The sequence below is a fragment of the Streptococcus sp. HF-100 genome (assembly GCF_015594635.1).
Lineage (GTDB): Bacteria > Bacillota > Bacilli > Lactobacillales > Streptococcaceae > Streptococcus > Streptococcus vaginalis.
This window is the reverse complement of the sequence record NZ_JADNQV010000003.1, coordinates 54302-69266: the sequence shown is the minus strand read 5'-3', so window position 1 is coordinate 69266 and position 14965 is coordinate 54302. Positions and strand designations below refer to the sequence as shown.

The 14965-nt window shown below is 35.2% G+C and carries 22 protein-coding genes and 1 riboswitch; of the genes, 17 read left to right on the top strand and 5 right to left on the bottom strand.

The annotated features are described in order from the left end of the window. Positions 1 to 37: 37 nt before the first annotated feature. The 3 genes from IYQ23_RS04070 (at position 38) to IYQ23_RS04060 (ending at position 2786) form a co-directional block, all read left to right on the top strand. Positions 38 to 676 (top strand): CPBP family intramembrane metalloprotease, encoded by a 639-nt coding sequence (locus IYQ23_RS04070; protein WP_117645207.1) that lies wholly within the window; start codon positions 38 to 40, stop codon positions 674 to 676. Between the two features lie 66 nt (positions 677 to 742). Next, positions 743 to 2044, top strand: a complete 1302-nt coding sequence (locus IYQ23_RS04065) for a bifunctional folylpolyglutamate synthase/dihydrofolate synthase (protein WP_195674163.1) — start codon at positions 743 to 745, stop codon at positions 2042 to 2044. 58 nt (positions 2045 to 2102) lie between these two features. Beyond that, positions 2103 to 2192: riboswitch (THF riboswitch) on the top strand. 33 nt (positions 2193 to 2225) lie between these two features. After that, on the top strand, positions 2226 to 2786 hold the full coding sequence (locus IYQ23_RS04060; RefSeq protein WP_126466451.1) for a folate family ECF transporter S component: 561 nt from the start codon (positions 2226 to 2228) through the stop codon (positions 2784 to 2786). Positions 2787 to 2848: 62 nt separating this feature from the next. On the opposite strand, the gene pepA is transcribed toward IYQ23_RS04060, so the two are convergent. After that, entirely contained in the window at positions 2849 to 3913 is a 1065-nt protein-coding gene (pepA, locus tag IYQ23_RS04055; RefSeq protein WP_195674162.1) for a glutamyl aminopeptidase, read from the bottom strand. Between the two features lie 119 nt (positions 3914 to 4032). Between pepA and IYQ23_RS04050 the strand changes: the two genes are divergently transcribed. The 8 genes from IYQ23_RS04050 to IYQ23_RS04015 all read left to right on the top strand — a co-directional run bounded on the left by IYQ23_RS04050 (position 4033) and on the right by IYQ23_RS04015 (position 7586). Next, positions 4033 to 4320, top strand: a complete 288-nt coding sequence (locus IYQ23_RS04050; protein ID WP_126466452.1) for a DUF4651 domain-containing protein — start codon at positions 4033 to 4035, stop codon at positions 4318 to 4320. Continuing rightward, positions 4317 to 4634 (top strand): thioredoxin family protein, encoded by a 318-nt coding sequence (locus tag IYQ23_RS04045; RefSeq protein ID WP_106383916.1) that lies wholly within the window; start codon positions 4317 to 4319, stop codon positions 4632 to 4634. Before IYQ23_RS04050 ends, IYQ23_RS04045 begins: the two co-directional genes overlap by 4 nt. Before the next feature lie 16 nt (positions 4635 to 4650). Further along, complete coding sequence (gene ytpR, locus IYQ23_RS04040; RefSeq protein ID WP_195674161.1) at positions 4651 to 5277, top strand: YtpR family tRNA-binding protein; 627 nt, start codon at positions 4651 to 4653, stop codon at positions 5275 to 5277. A 79-nt stretch (positions 5278 to 5356) separates the two neighbouring features. Continuing rightward, the gene (locus IYQ23_RS04035) at positions 5357 to 5752 is read left to right on the top strand and encodes a single-stranded DNA-binding protein (RefSeq protein ID WP_022526842.1); all 396 of its coding nucleotides are present in this window, start codon (positions 5357 to 5359) and stop codon (positions 5750 to 5752) included. A 553-nt stretch (positions 5753 to 6305) separates the two neighbouring features. Next, on the top strand, positions 6306 to 6596 hold the full coding sequence (locus tag IYQ23_RS04030; RefSeq protein WP_195674160.1) for a type II toxin-antitoxin system RelB/DinJ family antitoxin: 291 nt from the start codon (positions 6306 to 6308) through the stop codon (positions 6594 to 6596). Beyond that, positions 6589 to 6927 carry a type II toxin-antitoxin system PemK/MazF family toxin gene (locus IYQ23_RS04025; RefSeq protein WP_041784017.1) on the top strand — a complete coding sequence of 113 codons (339 nt, stop codon included), beginning with the start codon at positions 6589 to 6591 and terminating at the stop codon, positions 6925 to 6927. The genes IYQ23_RS04030 and IYQ23_RS04025 overlap by 8 nt, the downstream gene beginning before the upstream one ends. 26 nt (positions 6928 to 6953) lie before the next feature. Next, positions 6954 to 7340: a hypothetical protein gene (locus IYQ23_RS04020; protein WP_195674159.1), complete on the top strand. Its 387-nt coding sequence runs from the start codon at positions 6954 to 6956 to the stop codon at positions 7338 to 7340. A 99-nt stretch (positions 7341 to 7439) separates the two neighbouring features. After that, positions 7440 to 7586 carry a hypothetical protein gene (locus IYQ23_RS04015; RefSeq protein ID WP_195674158.1) on the top strand — a complete coding sequence of 49 codons (147 nt, stop codon included), beginning with the start codon at positions 7440 to 7442 and terminating at the stop codon, positions 7584 to 7586. Here IYQ23_RS04015 and IYQ23_RS04010 read toward each other — a convergent pair. Together IYQ23_RS04010 and IYQ23_RS04005 are read right to left on the bottom strand one after the other, a co-directional pair. Then, positions 7579 to 8454 carry an ImmA/IrrE family metallo-endopeptidase gene (locus IYQ23_RS04010; protein ID WP_195674157.1) on the bottom strand — a complete coding sequence of 292 codons (876 nt, stop codon included), beginning with the start codon at positions 8452 to 8454 and terminating at the stop codon, positions 7579 to 7581. The genes IYQ23_RS04015 and IYQ23_RS04010 overlap by 8 nt on opposite strands. Then, positions 8451 to 8798 carry a helix-turn-helix domain-containing protein gene (locus IYQ23_RS04005; RefSeq protein WP_195674156.1) on the bottom strand — a complete coding sequence of 116 codons (348 nt, stop codon included), beginning with the start codon at positions 8796 to 8798 and terminating at the stop codon, positions 8451 to 8453. The genes IYQ23_RS04010 and IYQ23_RS04005 overlap by 4 nt, the downstream gene beginning before the upstream one ends. Before the next feature lie 135 nt (positions 8799 to 8933). On the opposite strand from IYQ23_RS04005, the gene IYQ23_RS04000 reads away from it, so the two are divergent. Then, positions 8934 to 9206: a hypothetical protein gene (locus tag IYQ23_RS04000; RefSeq protein ID WP_195674155.1), complete on the top strand. Its 273-nt coding sequence runs from the start codon at positions 8934 to 8936 to the stop codon at positions 9204 to 9206. Here IYQ23_RS04000 and IYQ23_RS03995 read toward each other — a convergent pair. Beyond that, entirely contained in the window at positions 9203 to 9436 is a 234-nt protein-coding gene (locus tag IYQ23_RS03995) for a hypothetical protein (RefSeq protein ID WP_195674154.1), read from the bottom strand. The genes IYQ23_RS04000 and IYQ23_RS03995 overlap by 4 nt on opposite strands. A 418-nt stretch (positions 9437 to 9854) precedes the next feature. Beyond that, on the bottom strand, positions 9855 to 9995 hold the full coding sequence (locus IYQ23_RS03990; protein WP_003074155.1) for a hypothetical protein: 141 nt from the start codon (positions 9993 to 9995) through the stop codon (positions 9855 to 9857). A gap of 540 nt (positions 9996 to 10535) precedes the next feature. Here IYQ23_RS03990 and IYQ23_RS03985 point away from each other — a divergent pair. The 5 genes from IYQ23_RS03985 to IYQ23_RS03965 all read left to right on the top strand — a co-directional run bounded on the left by IYQ23_RS03985 (position 10536) and on the right by IYQ23_RS03965 (position 14956). Beyond that, entirely contained in the window at positions 10536 to 11033 is a 498-nt protein-coding gene (locus tag IYQ23_RS03985; RefSeq protein WP_195674153.1) for a hypothetical protein, read from the top strand. 154 nt (positions 11034 to 11187) lie between these two features. Next, positions 11188 to 11778, top strand: coding sequence for a hypothetical protein (locus IYQ23_RS03980; protein WP_195674152.1), 591 nt, complete (start codon positions 11188 to 11190; stop codon positions 11776 to 11778). Continuing rightward, positions 11775 to 12071 (top strand): hypothetical protein, encoded by a 297-nt coding sequence (locus tag IYQ23_RS03975; RefSeq protein ID WP_003074161.1) that lies wholly within the window; start codon positions 11775 to 11777, stop codon positions 12069 to 12071. The genes IYQ23_RS03980 and IYQ23_RS03975 overlap by 4 nt, the downstream gene beginning before the upstream one ends. A gap of 38 nt (positions 12072 to 12109) precedes the next feature. After that, a complete protein-coding gene (locus tag IYQ23_RS03970) occupies positions 12110 to 12343 on the top strand; it encodes a hypothetical protein (protein ID WP_195674151.1) in 234 nt (77 codons plus the stop codon). A gap of 72 nt (positions 12344 to 12415) precedes the next feature. After that, on the top strand, positions 12416 to 14956 hold the full coding sequence (locus tag IYQ23_RS03965) for an SEC10/PgrA surface exclusion domain-containing protein (protein ID WP_195674150.1): 2541 nt from the start codon (positions 12416 to 12418) through the stop codon (positions 14954 to 14956). Positions 14957 to 14965: the final 9 nt, after the last annotated feature.

The window sequence follows — 14965 nt, the reverse complement described above, 5'->3', positions numbered from 1 at the left end:
AATATTTTATACTAAAAAGGTAGAAAAAGGAGTTGAAATGAGAAAGATAAAAAATATTCTTCAAATGAGTTTGCTAATCGTTCTGACACAGATTGCCTTGGTATTGCTGACGACGCCATTGTCCAAATCATTGACCTTTCAGCAGTCAAGTTTTGTATTTTTGTTCATTCTATTTTCTTGTGGCTTGCTTTATTTTCGCTATTTTTCCAGAGAATTAACAGATTTTAAATCAGAGATCTTAACGGCTCGTTACTGGCCTCTCCTGCGATTATCCTATCTCATGATGGTATTTATCAATGCGATAGGAGTTTATCTGATGATTTTAGAAGGGACGGCTGCTGTTTCAGAAAGTCAACAATTATTTATGAGCCTCTTCATCCACTCCTCTCTTTTTTTGCTGGGTGTTGATGTGATAGCTCTGGTGCCTGAAGTACGGTCATTTATTATTCATCTTTTTGTTTCAAAAGATCAAGCAAGAATGAGTTTTGTGATAGGGAGTTTGTTTTTTATCCTTTTACGAAATCCAGCTGATATCAGTTGTTTTATCGTTTATACAGGCTTAGGATTTCTGTTTTCGCTCTTTATTCCCAAGCCACTTCCTCGTTTGGAGTTCTCCATTTTCAGTCATTTGGTGCGCAATAGCTTTTCTCTTCTTTTCTTGCTCATTTTTTGGTAAATTCCTTTTGTAGAAATCTCACTTCTATGATAAAATGAGAGCATTATAGATTGGATGAGAAGGACAATGATACAAAAGGAAGAACAGTTAGAATGGTTGCACCAACACCAAACAAAAGAGCCGCATTTAGGCTTAGAACGAGTGAGACGACTATTAGCATTGCGAGGTAATCCGCATTTACAAATCTCGGTCATTCACATTGCAGGTACCAATGGAAAAGGATCAACGATTGCGCATTTACGTCAGCTATTGCAAGCAAAGAGGTTGTGTATTGGAACGTTTACATCGCCTTATCTTCTTAACTATAATGAGCAAATTGCAATCAATGGTTTGCTTATTTCAGACGAAGACTTTTGTTCTTTGTTGCAATCTTATCAAAGGTTATTAAAAGAGCAGGCAGATGATACGATATTGCAGGAAATAACAGAGTTTGAGATTATCACAGCATTGGCTTATGATTATTTCTGCCAGCAAGAGGTAGATGTGGTCATAATGGAAGTAGGTCTGGGTGGTTTATTGGACAGTACTAATGTGTGTCGACCGGATTTGACAGCTATTACGACAATCGGACTAGATCACATGGCTATTTTAGGTACCACACTGGCAGACATTGCAGTGCAAAAGGCAGGTATTATCAAAGAGAGGGTGCCAGTGGTGACAGGCAAGATTTCTTCAGAAGCACTGGCAGTTATTCACACTATTGCTCAGCAACGTCAGGCTTCTCATGTCTGCTATGGGAAAGATTATCAAGTGGAGTCTGTGCAAAGCTTGGCAGAAGGAGAAAAATTTCGTTTTTCAAATGCATTTCGGCAGAAAGAAGACTATCAAAGTGTTCTTTTGGGCGTTCATCAAGTTGAGAATGCAGGACTTGCACTTGAATTATGCGATCAATATTGCTACTTGAAAGGTTTACCATTGTTGAGTGAAAATGAGGTGCGACGAGCATTGAAACAAACGTATTGGCCTGCTCGCTTGGAGAAAATTACAAATGCACCGTTGATTTTGCTAGATGGTGCGCACAATCCTCATGCAATGAAAGCTCTGATAGCTTCCCTAGAAAGCTATTTCCCAGATTATCAAAAGCACATTTTATTTTCTTGTATTCAGACCAAGGCCTTGGATGAAATGGTTGCTTTGTTAAAAACTGTTTCCAAATCTCAGTTATTTCTCACTACATTTGAGGATTCACGGAGTTTTTCAACAGAAGAAATGCAAGGTTTGGCAAAGCGAGAAAAGTTAGCATATGTAGAGTGGTTGCCTTATTTGGAGCAATACAAAAAAGTCAAGCATGGAGAGAGAGAGCTGCTGCTCATCACAGGCTCTCTCTATTTCCTTGCAAATGTGAGAAAATATCTAATAAGCGATTAGGTAAAAGGAGGTTTTCTAAATAGTTAAAATGTGATAGAATGAAAGAGCAATTCATTTGCACAGAGTAAGTGGTCTGCGTTAAGTGTGTATGGATGGGATGTTGCCATACAACGAAACATTTGTGCGGTAGACCATTGCATCCGCTGTCATTTTGACGGCTCCCGAAAGAAAAGGAGCGAATATGAGAAAAAACTCGCCTAAGTTGTCGGTGCAACTTTTGGTTGCCCTTGCTATGATTGTAGCTCTCTGCTTTGTCTTAGAGAAGTTTTCAATCTTTGTCATCCCTCGTTTGTTGAAGCTGAGCCCAGCTTTCATTGGTTATACTCTTATGGGAAGTGTCGCTGGTCCGATTTTATCTGGTCTGGTTTCTGCCGTATATGATATGCTTTCCTTTTTCTTTTTGAGTCAGGGGCAACCATTCATTATCTGGTTTACATTGATTGAAGCCTTGCAAGGTATTCTCTATGGTTATTTCTTTTATGGCAAAGAATTACGATTTGAACGGAAGAAAGACTGGCTTTGGGTGACACTAGCAACTGTCGCTGTTATGGGAGTGGGGACCTTTACCTTAACGCCCTTAGCTCTCCATTTACAATATGGAGTACCCTTTGTTGCACTATACGCTACTCGGGCATGGTCTGTTTTTGAAATTCCTTTACGAGTATTTGTGACAATGCTCATTGTCCCACAGTTGCAACGAATCCCCGAATTACGTAAGTTAATGGGATTAAACAATAAGTGAAAAAACGAGAGCAGAAAAAGGCTGAGACATCACTGTCTACAGCCTTTTCAAATATGCATTTTTTAATAGTTTTTTATCAAATCAACGGTTGAACGATCCAATTTCTTAACAAGAGCTTGTAAGAAAGCTTGAGCTTGTAGAAAGTCGTCCATTGCGTAGAGTGTTTGATGAGAATGAATGTAACGTGCACAAACACCAATAGTTGTAGAAGGCACACCACCGTTTTTGAGATGAGCAGCGCCTGCATCGGTTCCGCCTTTGCCACAGTAGTATTGATACTTGATGCCTGCTTCTTCTGCCGTTGTTAGAAGGAAATCTTTCATATTTGGCAACATGAGGTGACCTGGGTCAAAGAAACGAATTAGAGTCCCTTCTCCGATAGCTCCTTGATCTCCGTAAATGTCGCCAGCAGGCGAACAGTCTACTGCCAAGAAAACTTCTGGGTCAAACTTAGTCGTTGAAACATGGGCTCCACGCAATCCGACTTCTTCTTGGACATTGGCTCCAACATAAAGTTCGTTGTTAAGCTTTTGTCCAGCCAGAGCTTGAACCAGTTCACTCACCATGAGGACACCGTAACGATTGTCCCAAGCTTTTGAGATAACGTTTTTCCCATTAGCTGTGAGAATAGCAGAGCTGTCTGGTACAATCGTATCGCCTGGACGAATGCCGTAGCTTTCAGCTTCTGCTTTATCAGCAAATCCACCGTCAAAGACAATATCTTCAATTCTTGGCAGAGTCGGTCCACCTGTTCCACGTGTCAAATGTGGCGGAACGGAGCCTGAAATCACAGGAATTTCATCTCCTGTACGAGTAAACAATTTAAATCGTTGGCTGCTAACGACGAGTGGATTCCAACCGCCGATTTGCACTACACGAAATGTTCCGTCGGGTTTGATTTCACTCACCATGAAGCCAACTTCATCCATGTGGGCAGCTACTAAGACACGCGGTGCATCAACAGTTTCTGAATATTTCACTCCAAAAATGCCTCCTAAGCCGTCAGTTATGACTTCGTCTACATGAGGAGTGATTTTTTTACGCAAATAATTGCGAACAGGCGCTTCATGCCCTGAAATAGCAGCAATTTCTGTTACTTCTTTGATTTTTGAAAATAATTCTGACATCATTAACCTTCTTTCTGTTCTTATTTTAGCATTTTCTATCATAGTTGGGTAGCATTCAAATATAAAAAACAGTAGTGTTTCGATTTGTCCCAATTTATCTTTTGTGTTAAAATATTGTCATGAAAGCTAAAAAGATTCTATTAACAACGGCTGCACTTGCGGGAGTAGGGCTTGCAGCTTATGCTACTAAAAAAACGTTGGACGAGCGAAAAGAAGCTGAGCGGCGTGAGCAATTAGTTGCGGAAATTCGGAAAAGTTTGTCTGAGCTAGGCGATATTGCCACACTATATGTGCAGTTATACAAGTCAGATGAGCATCGATTGGTTGGTGGTGTGGTGTATGAAGATGATCGGCACATCACATTTGTATATGAAAATGGCGAATTGACCTATGAGGAAGAACAATGATTATTCCAGCAAATATAGAAGAATTGGCATCATTTGTGAAACGCGAAGGAAAGATTGTGTTCTTTTTCACAGCCGAGTGGTGTGGAGATTGTCGTTTTATTAAACCTTTTTTGCCTGAGATTGAAGCAGAAAATCCTGATTTTACCTTTGTTGAGGTCAATCGTGACGATTATATGGAAGTTGCCAAAAAGTGGGATGTGTATGGGATTCCTAGCCTAGTAGTCCTAGAAAATGGACAAGAAATTGGTCGTTTTGTTAATCGCGAGCGAAAAACGAAGACGCAAATCAATGAATTTTTAGCCCAGTTAAACTGAACATATAGGAGAAATAATGATTTTTACATATAATAAAGAGCACGTTGGAGACGTGCTGATGGTGATTGTTGCAGACGGTCAAGGAGTTAAGTTAGCTGCTGAACGCAAGGGAAACGTAGCGCGTATTTATCGTTTGGACAATGGAGAAACAGTTGCTTGGAATATTTTTCAGGTTTCTAATCTTTTTAATATTACCGAACGTGGGCAAGTTTTTCTGACAGATGAAGAAATTTCAATTCTGAATCAAGAATTGAGCCAAGCAGGTTTTGAACCAGAATTGGTCAATGACCTTGAGCCGAAATTTGTAGTTGGTGAAATTGTGGAAATGGTAGCTCATCCAGATAGTGACCACCTTAATATTTGTCAAGTAAAAGTAGCAGCAGATAAAGTGGTTCAAATCGTAGCAGGTGCGCCTAATGCTAAAGTAGGTCTCAAGACGATTGTGGCGCTTCCGGGTGCTATGATGCCAAAGGGAAACTTGATTTTTCCTAGTGAGCTGCGTGGAGAAAAGAGTTTTGGTATGATGTGTAGTCCTCGCGAATTGCAATTGCCCAATGCTCCGCAAAAACGTGGGATTATTGAATTAGTAAGCTCTGAAGTAGTAGGAACAGCCTTTGATCCAGCTAAGCATTGGCAAGGGTAAGCAATAAATTAGTTTTTAATCGTGAATTTTCACGATTTTTTCTTTTCTCTTACGAATAAATAGTTAGGAGGAAAATAAAATGTATAATAAAGTAATTTTAATCGGTCGTTTGGTGAATACACCAGAGTTAAACAAAACAGCTAATGATAAATCTGTGGCGCGTGCAACACTTGCTGTCAATCGTCGCTACAAAGGACAAAATGGTGAACGAGAAGCGGACTTTGTAAATGTCGTTGTCTGGGGTAAGTTAGCCGAAACTTTGGCAAGTTATGCAAGTAAAGGCAGCCTGATTTCGCTAGACGGTGAACTTCGCACTCGCCGCTATGAGAAGGACAATGTTACCCACTATGTCACAGAAGTACTTTGCAATGGCTTCCAGCTATTAGAAAGTCGTGCACAGCGAGCTCTTCGTGAAAATAATGCAGGTGCAGACTTGGCAGATTTGCTTCTGGAAGAAGAGGAATTGCCATTTTAATAAAGATAAGCTAGGCTGGATAAAATTCAGTTTAGCTATTTTTAGTTGGTGAAAAATAATCAACATTTTATACTTTTAACAAGGTACGAATAACATGCGCAAGATAGAAGTCAACAGTCTGAGAAGGTGTTGTATTTGATTTCAACTTGAGTTTAAAAATAAGGAAGTTAGGGGGATTTTTCAAGTTTTCACACTTCTTTTTCTTGGCGAGGTTTTGCTTTTTTGTATAAATATAAGATATCATAATAAAAATTTTTTTGTTATATTATAAGTATTTATCAGCTATAGATTTTAAAATTTGAGAATTTTAACCAAAAATTAACCAAGCAAGTTATATTTTTAGTCAATATTTATAAAATAAAGTATATCAGGATATTCCTGGTATATTTTGTTTTGTATTTATGGATGAATTCGTTCAACAAATGTATTAAAATGTTGCATAATATGATGAGAAGCTTTTTCTGTATAAGTGGTTGCATAAAATGATAAAAATTTGATTTGTATGACTATTTGTGTTACAATAGATATACAAGGAAGAGATGAGGTGAATATTATGTCAACAATTGCTGTTCGTGTAGATGATAAATTAAAAGCAGAAGCAGCTGAATTATTTGATTCATTGGGAATCGATATGAGTACAGCAGTTAAGATGTTTCTTATTCAATCTGTTCAGACTAGGAGTATTCCTTTTGCGGTGAAGCAAAATATAAGTGATGAAGAATTTCAAGAAATGATTGATAAAAAGATTCCTAGTGTAAAGGTAAGTGCTACTGATAAGGAAAGTTTAGCAGCATTTTTCGGTGATGAAGATTTTTCAGAATATGAGGGTGTATTTAATGACTGATATTGAGGTTTATTCGGTTTTGGTAACACGGATAGAATATCGTGATAAGACAGGATCGAAAATTCGTCCAGCAGTAGTTGTGAAAATCGGTGATGAGATAATACGTACTTTTCGTATTACAAGTAAATATGAAACGAAATCTGATTACATTAAGTCACAATATTTAGAAATTATTGATTGGTTCAAAGCTGGGTTGAAAAAACCATCTTGGATTGATATGGTTCAGTTATACGATATTGAAAAAGATGGTTTTCAAATTAAGGTGATTGGTAGATTGAGTGATCGTGACATTAGTCGCTTAAAAGAATATATAAGAAATAAAGAGCTTTAATGTTTTTATAGAAAGGGAATAGAGATATGAAAAAGAAAGTATTGTTATTGGTGACAATGATTGCAGCAGCAATCTTCCTAGTATCTTGTTCATCTACTCAACAAGCCAGCTTAGATGGTGAATATTATACTACATCTAAATTTAGTAAAGATGGTTTAAGTAAGTCTCCTTGGATTGTCATTAAGGACAAGACTTTGACTTATTATTTTGGTGGAAAAGATAAACCAAGTGGGACATTGAAATATTCTATTGATACAGAAAAGAAAACTTTGACAGGAGAAGGCAAAACTTTAGCTTATTCATATGATAAAGAGAGTGGAGTTCTTTCTGCTGGGATTATGAGTGGAGATGAACAATTTATAAAGAAAGATTCTAAAAGATATAAGGAATTGAAAAAAACAGAAAAGGACTGATAATGTCCTTTTTTTATTTCGGCTGTAAAAACTATCTGTTTAGAGAATTGTTTTAATGTTATTAAAAATCCATGTTATAGTTGTAGTATGAAAGAAGAAATGATTTTTGATATAAAAGCGATTGCGAACGAATTACATTATCATGTATCAGATAATGAATTGAAATGGCGTATTTTTCAATTGCGAGTGCGATTGGATAAATTAGAAGAAACAGTTAATAGAAAGGGAAAAGGGGCTATCAACTAGTCCCTTTGTTTTGTATGTCATAGTGTTTGAGTTTGGCTTTACGCCGACTGTCTATTTCAGATAGTGCTTGGGTATTCCAAGTGTACCAAATGGCTAGACCTTTATCATAGTAAGCAGATATTCTGAAATGTGGAAATTGCTTTTTAAGAGTTTGTTGGAAATCGGGATCTATCAAAGAAGTAATTTCTTGATTAGTGATAAAGTCTGTTTCAGTAGTTAATTTTTTAAAGTAGTCAATGTCTTCTATTTGAACAGCTTCGTATTCTTTAATGATTTTCTCTTTAAAGGCTTGAATGAGTTGTATTAGAATATCAGATTTTCTGGTTTTATATTGGAAAACAACTTCTTTAGCTTGTTCTATGGAGAAATGTCCTTGGTAGTGTAAAAAGTCCTCTAAACGGATTTCTAGAGCTTGTGGAGAGACTTTTAATTCTTTACTAAGGTCTTGAAAGGATTGGTGCTGATAGACAATTTTGGATAAAAGAATAATGTCAGGCATAAGAATAAAAGAAGAAAAGTAGTTGGCTTCTTTTTCTTGCCAGTCTTGGTTTTGTGCATTTTCCGCAAAGACTGTTCCAGAATGTTGTAAGACTAAGTGTCCTAATTCGTGGCATTTGGTAAAGTTTTGTCTGTTTGGGCTGCTTTCTGATTCGTAAGAGAAAGAGATTCCTAAGTTATCAATTAAGGTCAATCCTAAAATTGCCTCGTCTGAAAAATGATGAGGCAATGTTTTAATCTTGTATTGAGTAGTAATGTGGTTGAAATAGTTTTCAAAAGTGTAATGGATTTTGGAGATATTGTAAAGTTTAATGAAATGATAAATTTCTTTCTTAGCAATATCCCAGACTTTGAAATAAACGTCTCTCACTGCTCTTCTTCCTCAAATGCTTTTCTTCTAATCTCCATAAATTCTAAGAGTTCTTTTTTGAAAATCTCTTTTTGTTCAGGGGTCATATTTTTTGAGGTTTTTCGAAATAGAATTTCAACATTTGAGAGGTCATCTTCAGGGTGTTCAGAATTGGTATTGTCTAGAAGATAATCTATAGAGGTGTCTAAGATATTAGCTAGTGTAGTTAGATTTTCTCTTGCAGGTTTTTTTACACCATTTTCCCATTGTGCGTATGCTGCTTGTGAAATATTGAGTTTATCGGCTAGTTCTTTTTGAGTTAAACCAGCTTCCTTTCGTAGAGCTTTTAGGCGTTTTGTAAACATATTTTGAGCCTTTCAAAAAAATTTTAATTTTTTTAAAAAAAGTATTGACATTTTAATAACTTCAAGTTATAATATAACCATAGCTTATTAAAGAGGAATAATAACCATTATAACAAACAGATGGAGGAAGAATAGATGGAAGAAACGGGAGATAAATTAAATCGAGCAGTCATATTAAATTTTACAAATGCTGTTTTAGGTATTGCTGATCAGTTTGAAAGTGTACAAACTGATTTAGAAGAGAATGGGTTATATAGTTTAATTCCTACTGAATATAGAGAAGAATATTTTGATTTGGTGGAAGATTTTAGACGTTCTTCTCTGGTTTTAATAGATAAAATAATTGAAAACAGTTTATTAGATGCCACACCTTGTCAGGAGTGTTCATATAGTGAGGTTGAAATTTAATCATCAGATTTTCTTTTTGGGAGATAATTCAATACCCATTTTCCATTTGAGTTTTTTCTGGAAGAAGTTGTCCTTCTGTTTTTCTCCTTCTTCCTTTTCGGGAGACTTCTATTTGAATTCTTTTGTGGTTTATATTTCCCACTTTTCTTAAACTCAATTTCTTTTTCACGAAAGATAGATTCTCTTTCCATTTGTCTGTTAGTTGAGTTTATTTTTCGTTTTGATCCCATGCTTTTCTCCTTATGACTAGATATATTAAATAGTATTTGATGTATCTATTGATGAAGAGAAAGAAGTATCTTTATCAAAACATAAAGAATAGGATTTATTTCTTGAATATTTTATTATAAAGCGTTAATACAAATGAACAATGTAAATGATAAACGCGATAAGAAATATTTTAAAAAGTATTCATTTAATAATGTCCGTTCCTAGAATTCTTTATTAGAACATTGAAAATTAAATAAAAAGTACGTCTGCAATCCGAAAATCCAGACTGTAAACGCACCAAAAAAAATACCAATTTCATTATATCTTAAAATAAGATTTTTGTCAAAAGACTTTAAGATATAGGTTGTGTTGAAGTGTGAGATGTATAGGTTTGTGGGGATGTATAAATTCACTAGAACTTAATTTTGGTTGTTGTTATTAAATCCAAGCGAGGATAGCAATGATGATTAGGATAATAGAGACAAGTGGGTAGGTTAAAAACATTTGAAAATAGTACGAGAGTACAAATCGAATTATTTTAAAAATGAGTTTTGTAATTCCTTTAATAATGTCTTTCATGTCTAGTTCTCCTTGAAATTATGTGTATAATGAAGAATAAAAATCATCCAAGGGGTGTTTCCATCTGCCCGAGGATTGATTTGTTATTCAGTTACTTTTTAAATTTTCTTTATTGTATCATAAATATTTTAAGAAGTCAAAATTAGGTTCTAGCGAGTTTATACATTAGGTATTGGGGTTTATGCTAGTTATCCTGTGTAGAGCAAAAAACTAGAGGTGCTGGCTGAGAACAGTTGGAAGAGCGATCGAGGGCAATGTCGGAGAGAGACGATAACCTTTTATACGGGACAGGCGCTAGGTAAGGTATAACTCTTGCTGAAAAATGGTATGCGAAGATACGAGCATGCACTAGATAGGATAGTTACCTATTTAGTAGAGCAGAAAGAAAAAGGCTAGGAGTTCCCAGCCTTGAAATTAGATTATCCAACTAATTATGATAATAATTGTTGAAATTTTTCTGTTCTATTAAGTAGGTAATGTTGATGAGACGATTTGTTTATGGCAAGTCGTCTTTTTTTATTATGTGAAATGAGGTGAGAGATGAATAATAAGCATTTTAATGAAAAAGATTATAAAGATGTGATTGGTTGTAAATATGGAGAGTTAATGATTTTATCTTATACTTCTCCATTAAAAACCTATGATTCTATGCGATTGTGTAAATGTAGATGTTCTTGTGGAAAAGTTGTAGTACGTCGTTTATCGCACGTTATAGGTGGAGAAATAAAATCTTGTGGTCATTTGAGAGTAGAGAATGGAAAATTACATAAGGCTAATCTTAATCAAGAAAAAGCTTATGAAACTAGAACGAGTAAAGATGTTCCTTTATCTACTAATAAGACAACAGGAATTAGAAATATTTCTTGGAGTGATAGAGAACAATGTTATGTTATTTCCATGAAGCGACATGGAAAATATTTTAGAACTCGAGCAAAAACATTGAAAGAAGCAATAAATGAAAAAGAGAGAATGATTGCTGAGGTGGAAGAGTATTTTCAAGAGAAAATTTATAAAAAGGGGGTGAATGATAGTTGGTAAGGGCTATAGTTATGGGTGTAAGTTTGATTGTTTTTGCACCCGTTTTGTTATTGATGTTGATTTTTAAGATGTTAGGTTTTTTGTTGCGTTTTTAAGAAAGGAAGAATCCTTTTGAATTGCTGTGTTGTTTGTGAGCATGAAAGGAGATTCCAGAATGGATATAGAGGATAAATTGCATAGAAAAAATACTAAGTTAGCTAAAGAAGAGGAGGATAAGAAAAAGGAAGAATCGGATAGATTCATGAAGTATTTAGATATAATTTGTGTATATGTATTTTTTGATTCCTATTATTGTAATATTGTGGGCATGGCTTTCAGGGAGTATAAAATGAATTTTTATGAGACATTAAAAAGGATGTTTATTGGTAAGGGAGAGTCTTCATTTCTTCTAGGCAATCATCATTATATTGAATTTATTATACATGTGTATGATAAGAAAAATATGAGTAATTACGGTGACTTTGAATTTTGTTTATATGGTTTATCTGCAGATAGATTTGTTGAGCTATTAAAGAAATCAGGAGTAAGTGTGAAATATCCTAATGGGAATAAAGCTTATGATATTTATAAAACAGATGATTTCTTAAGAGAAATGCGTAAAATTTTTGGGTACAAAATAAGTGGCAGAAAAAAGTTGAATGATATTATTAGTTTTTTATTCTTAAGTGAAGGCATTTTATATGATAAAAAGATAAGAAAAATTTTACTTTTAAGAAGTATTGAAATTGAGGTAGTTTATGAATGATATTTAAAGAATGGTTGAAAAAGCAACAGTTACTATTGCTTTTGAGAGACAGAGGCAAAAAGAATGATGTAGCTGTTTATTTTGATAATGATAATTTAATTTTTGTTAAAACAGGGAAGCATTTGAATAAGTATTTTGCGGTTCGTTTACCTAAACATGATATAGAGATGATTCATCAGTATTTATTGGATGGATCTTTTTTAATTTATTCTGGAGTAGTTCAATCAGGAATTTATAATTATGTGATGAAGACTAGATGGAAATGGCGAGATATAGTGACTTGGGAAGACTAAGTTAGAAATTGATAGATAGTGAGGTTGAGTAAAATGTGATGGAGAATTATGAGTATTTTGAGAAAGGATATGAGCGAATTTGGCAAAATTTTAAATTTTCTTTTAGAGTGTATCAAGCAAATATTGTTTTTCAGCGTCGTTTGTGTGTAGAGACATTGGAGGAAATTGATAGATTACATAAAGAATATTTGCGTTGTTATGGTGTTTCAACTTATGGATTGTATCGACGTTATTTGAATATGGTGGAGAAAAATTATGAGTTAATTAGATAGTAGTATATAATTTTTGTAGAAATGTTTATATTGTTATAAAATAAATAAAAAATAGATTTAGGAGAAATTAAAATGAATAAAGTTAGTAAAACATTGATGACAACAGTTGCGACTGTTGCTGTGGTGGGCGCTGGTCAAGTGGTGCAGGCAGAAGATGTACAACCAAAAGAAATTAAAGGTACAGAAGTCACTCAATCAAAAGCAACTGTAACCAAAGAAGAGGTGGCAACCAGTCAAACAAAAGTAGATACCGCAACTGCAGCAGTCAAAGCACAAGAACAAGTAACTAATCAAGCAAAAATAGAAGCAGAAAATGCTGAAAATACGGTCAAAACAGAAACAACGAATGTCGCTCAAGCTGAAAAAGTCGCTCAAGAAGCGACTCCAGAAAATGTGGCTAAAGCAGAAACTTCTGTTAAAGAAGCTACTGGTCAAGTCACCCAAGCTGAAAATGCTGTATCTGCTAGTCAAACAGCCCAACAAACAGCTCAAAGTGAAGTGACTAAACAAACAGAAGCGGTCGCAAAAGTACAAGAGACAGTTACTAAAAAACAAGCAGAAGTAACTCAAGCAGAAAAGAAAGTAGCCGAAAAACAAGCCATTTTAGATGGTACGGGTACTAAAGAAATTATTGCTAAAGCTGAACAAACACAAGCAAAAGTAAACGCTGATAAAGAAGCAGTTGCTAAGGCTCAGACAGATTTAGCTAAAGCAAAACAAGATGACCGGAAACGTACTTCCGATTTAGATGAAGCAGAAAAAGTAGTAACTCAATCTCAAAAGGTGGTAACTACTTTCAAAGCTGATTTAGATAAAAAGGTTGCTATGGCAAACAAAACAGCAGAAGCTTTAGAAAAGGCAACAGTTGATTTGACAAAAGCTAATCAAGATGTTGAAGCTATCAACCAAATCAAATTGACTCAAGAATATATTGCCGCTTTAAGAGACTATGCTTCAAAAGTCGCCACAGCTTCTCCAGCTGAAGAAAAAGCCATGACGGATAAATTAGTGGCTCTTGGAAAAGTCTTGGCGAAACAAAATCGCTTTAAAGCGAATAAAAATGATAGCCAAGAAAAACTTGACTTGAATAATCTTTCAGAAGCAACGAGAGAAGAATTGTCCCTCTTTGCAGCGGACTTATTAAATCAAATTCATGCAGCTTTTGGTACATCAAAGGTTGAAGTGACAAAAGATGTAACTAAAATTATTAACGACCATGTTTCAACTTCTAAAACAAATGGCGTGAAAGGTCATGACACTGAACATCTTAATAAACTTCTAGCACAATACAATATTACTTCTTCAGAAACAGATGAAAATATTGGCTTAATGGGCGGTAGTGGTATTTATAGTGCGAAAAAGTTTGTAACAAAAGCAGAATTAAAGCGTTTGGTGTATAACACTATTTTGAATTTGATGTTTAATGCTTTTGATGATGTAGAAGATAATGTGAATAATGAATTCCTACATGCCTCAAGTATGGCAGGGTTGTTTGCCCCAGAAGCTAAAACTTCTTATCTTGGGGTAGGAACTTCTTACAAAGATGATTTTTGGCAGGTTGTTAATTTCTTGTTTGTACATGATAAAGCACTAACAAACAGTACCTTTAATCGTACAGCATTAGCTAATCCATTTGATAGCCAAGAATTATTGAATACTCAAAAAGAAGCTCAAAGTACTTATGATGCTGCAAAACAAGATGATGAACGTGCACAAGCAGATAAGTCGAAAGCAGAAACTTCTGTTAAAGAAGCTACTGCTTATTTAACAGGAGTAACGGCACAACGTGACGCTATTAAAGCTATAGAAGTTAAAACTCCTGCAGCACAAACTCAATTGGATCAAGCACAGGCAACTTTAAAAGCGGATGAAGTTGAAAATAAAGCAGCCCAAGAAGCCGTTGCTCAATTGAATGCGGACGTGAAAGCTAAACAAGCAGCTTTAGCACAAGCCAAAGCTGAATTAGCTCAACAACAGTCAGAGCTAGAAGTTCTTAAAAATGACCTTTTGATGGAACAAAACAAATTAGCTACTAAGAAAGCTGATTTAACAAAAGCACAAGCATTGGTTAGCCAACGTAACAATGAGTTGGTTCAAGCTAAAGCACGTTTGACAGCGGCTCAAGAAAAAGTGCGTCAATTGAAAGATGCACCTGCACGTTTAGATCAAGCAAAACAAAGCTTATTGACAGTTAAACAAACTTTAGCAGAAAAGAAAGTTCTGCTTGAGAAAGAAGAAGCAAAATTGCAAGTGTTAAAAGCAACTCAAGCAGAAGTGGTCGCTCAACATACTAAGCTTGTAAAAACATATCAGGCTCAATTGGAAGCAGAACGCTTGGCAAAATTAGCAGCACAAAAAGCAGCGATTGAACAAGCAGGCGGACAAGCAATTCCGGTTGTGGACGAAACAGGAAAAATTACAAGTTATGTGGACGGAAAGAAACAAGCTGTTACACCAACACTCACTCCAATCAATCATAAGCAAGTGAAAGTTAATTATAATGTATCCACTAATCACTTGCCTTCTACTGGAGAAACAACTTCTTTATTGGGATTGTTTGGAGGAGTCATTCTTTTAGCTCTTAGTTTTGTTTTTCGCAAACGTGTAAAATAACGATAAAAC

Excerpts from the sequence above, each read along its gene's own strand:
- IYQ23_RS04070 (WP_117645207.1), top strand. The coding sequence starts at position 38 with ATGAGAAAGATAAAAAATATTCTTCAAATGAGTTTGCTAATCGTTCTG.
- IYQ23_RS04065 (WP_195674163.1), top strand. The coding sequence starts at position 743 with ATGATACAAAAGGAAGAACAGTTAGAATGGTTGCACCAACACCAAACA.
- IYQ23_RS04060 (WP_126466451.1), top strand. The coding sequence starts at position 2,226 with ATGAGAAAAAACTCGCCTAAGTTGTCGGTGCAACTTTTGGTTGCCCTT.
- pepA (WP_195674162.1), bottom strand. The coding sequence starts at position 3,913 with ATGTCAGAATTATTTTCAAAAATCAAAGAAGTAACAGAAATTGCTGCT.
- IYQ23_RS04050 (WP_126466452.1), top strand. The coding sequence starts at position 4,033 with ATGAAAGCTAAAAAGATTCTATTAACAACGGCTGCACTTGCGGGAGTA.
- IYQ23_RS04045 (WP_106383916.1), top strand. The coding sequence starts at position 4,317 with ATGATTATTCCAGCAAATATAGAAGAATTGGCATCATTTGTGAAACGC.
- ytpR (WP_195674161.1), top strand. The coding sequence starts at position 4,651 with ATGATTTTTACATATAATAAAGAGCACGTTGGAGACGTGCTGATGGTG.
- IYQ23_RS04035 (WP_022526842.1), top strand. The coding sequence starts at position 5,357 with ATGTATAATAAAGTAATTTTAATCGGTCGTTTGGTGAATACACCAGAG.
- IYQ23_RS04030 (WP_195674160.1), top strand. The coding sequence starts at position 6,306 with ATGTCAACAATTGCTGTTCGTGTAGATGATAAATTAAAAGCAGAAGCA.
- IYQ23_RS04025 (WP_041784017.1), top strand. The coding sequence starts at position 6,589 with ATGACTGATATTGAGGTTTATTCGGTTTTGGTAACACGGATAGAATAT.
- IYQ23_RS04020 (WP_195674159.1), top strand. The coding sequence starts at position 6,954 with ATGAAAAAGAAAGTATTGTTATTGGTGACAATGATTGCAGCAGCAATC.
- IYQ23_RS04015 (WP_195674158.1), top strand. The coding sequence starts at position 7,440 with ATGATTTTTGATATAAAAGCGATTGCGAACGAATTACATTATCATGTA.
- IYQ23_RS04005 (WP_195674156.1), bottom strand. The coding sequence starts at position 8,798 with ATGTTTACAAAACGCCTAAAAGCTCTACGAAAGGAAGCTGGTTTAACT.
- IYQ23_RS04000 (WP_195674155.1), top strand. The coding sequence starts at position 8,934 with ATGGAAGAAACGGGAGATAAATTAAATCGAGCAGTCATATTAAATTTT.
- IYQ23_RS03995 (WP_195674154.1), bottom strand. The coding sequence starts at position 9,436 with ATGGGATCAAAACGAAAAATAAACTCAACTAACAGACAAATGGAAAGA.
- IYQ23_RS03990 (WP_003074155.1), bottom strand. The coding sequence starts at position 9,995 with ATGAAAGACATTATTAAAGGAATTACAAAACTCATTTTTAAAATAATT.
- IYQ23_RS03985 (WP_195674153.1), top strand. The coding sequence starts at position 10,536 with ATGAATAATAAGCATTTTAATGAAAAAGATTATAAAGATGTGATTGGT.
- IYQ23_RS03980 (WP_195674152.1), top strand. The coding sequence starts at position 11,188 with ATGGATATAGAGGATAAATTGCATAGAAAAAATACTAAGTTAGCTAAA.
- IYQ23_RS03975 (WP_003074161.1), top strand. The coding sequence starts at position 11,775 with ATGATATTTAAAGAATGGTTGAAAAAGCAACAGTTACTATTGCTTTTG.
- IYQ23_RS03970 (WP_195674151.1), top strand. The coding sequence starts at position 12,110 with ATGGAGAATTATGAGTATTTTGAGAAAGGATATGAGCGAATTTGGCAA.
- IYQ23_RS03965 (WP_195674150.1), top strand. The coding sequence starts at position 12,416 with ATGAATAAAGTTAGTAAAACATTGATGACAACAGTTGCGACTGTTGCT.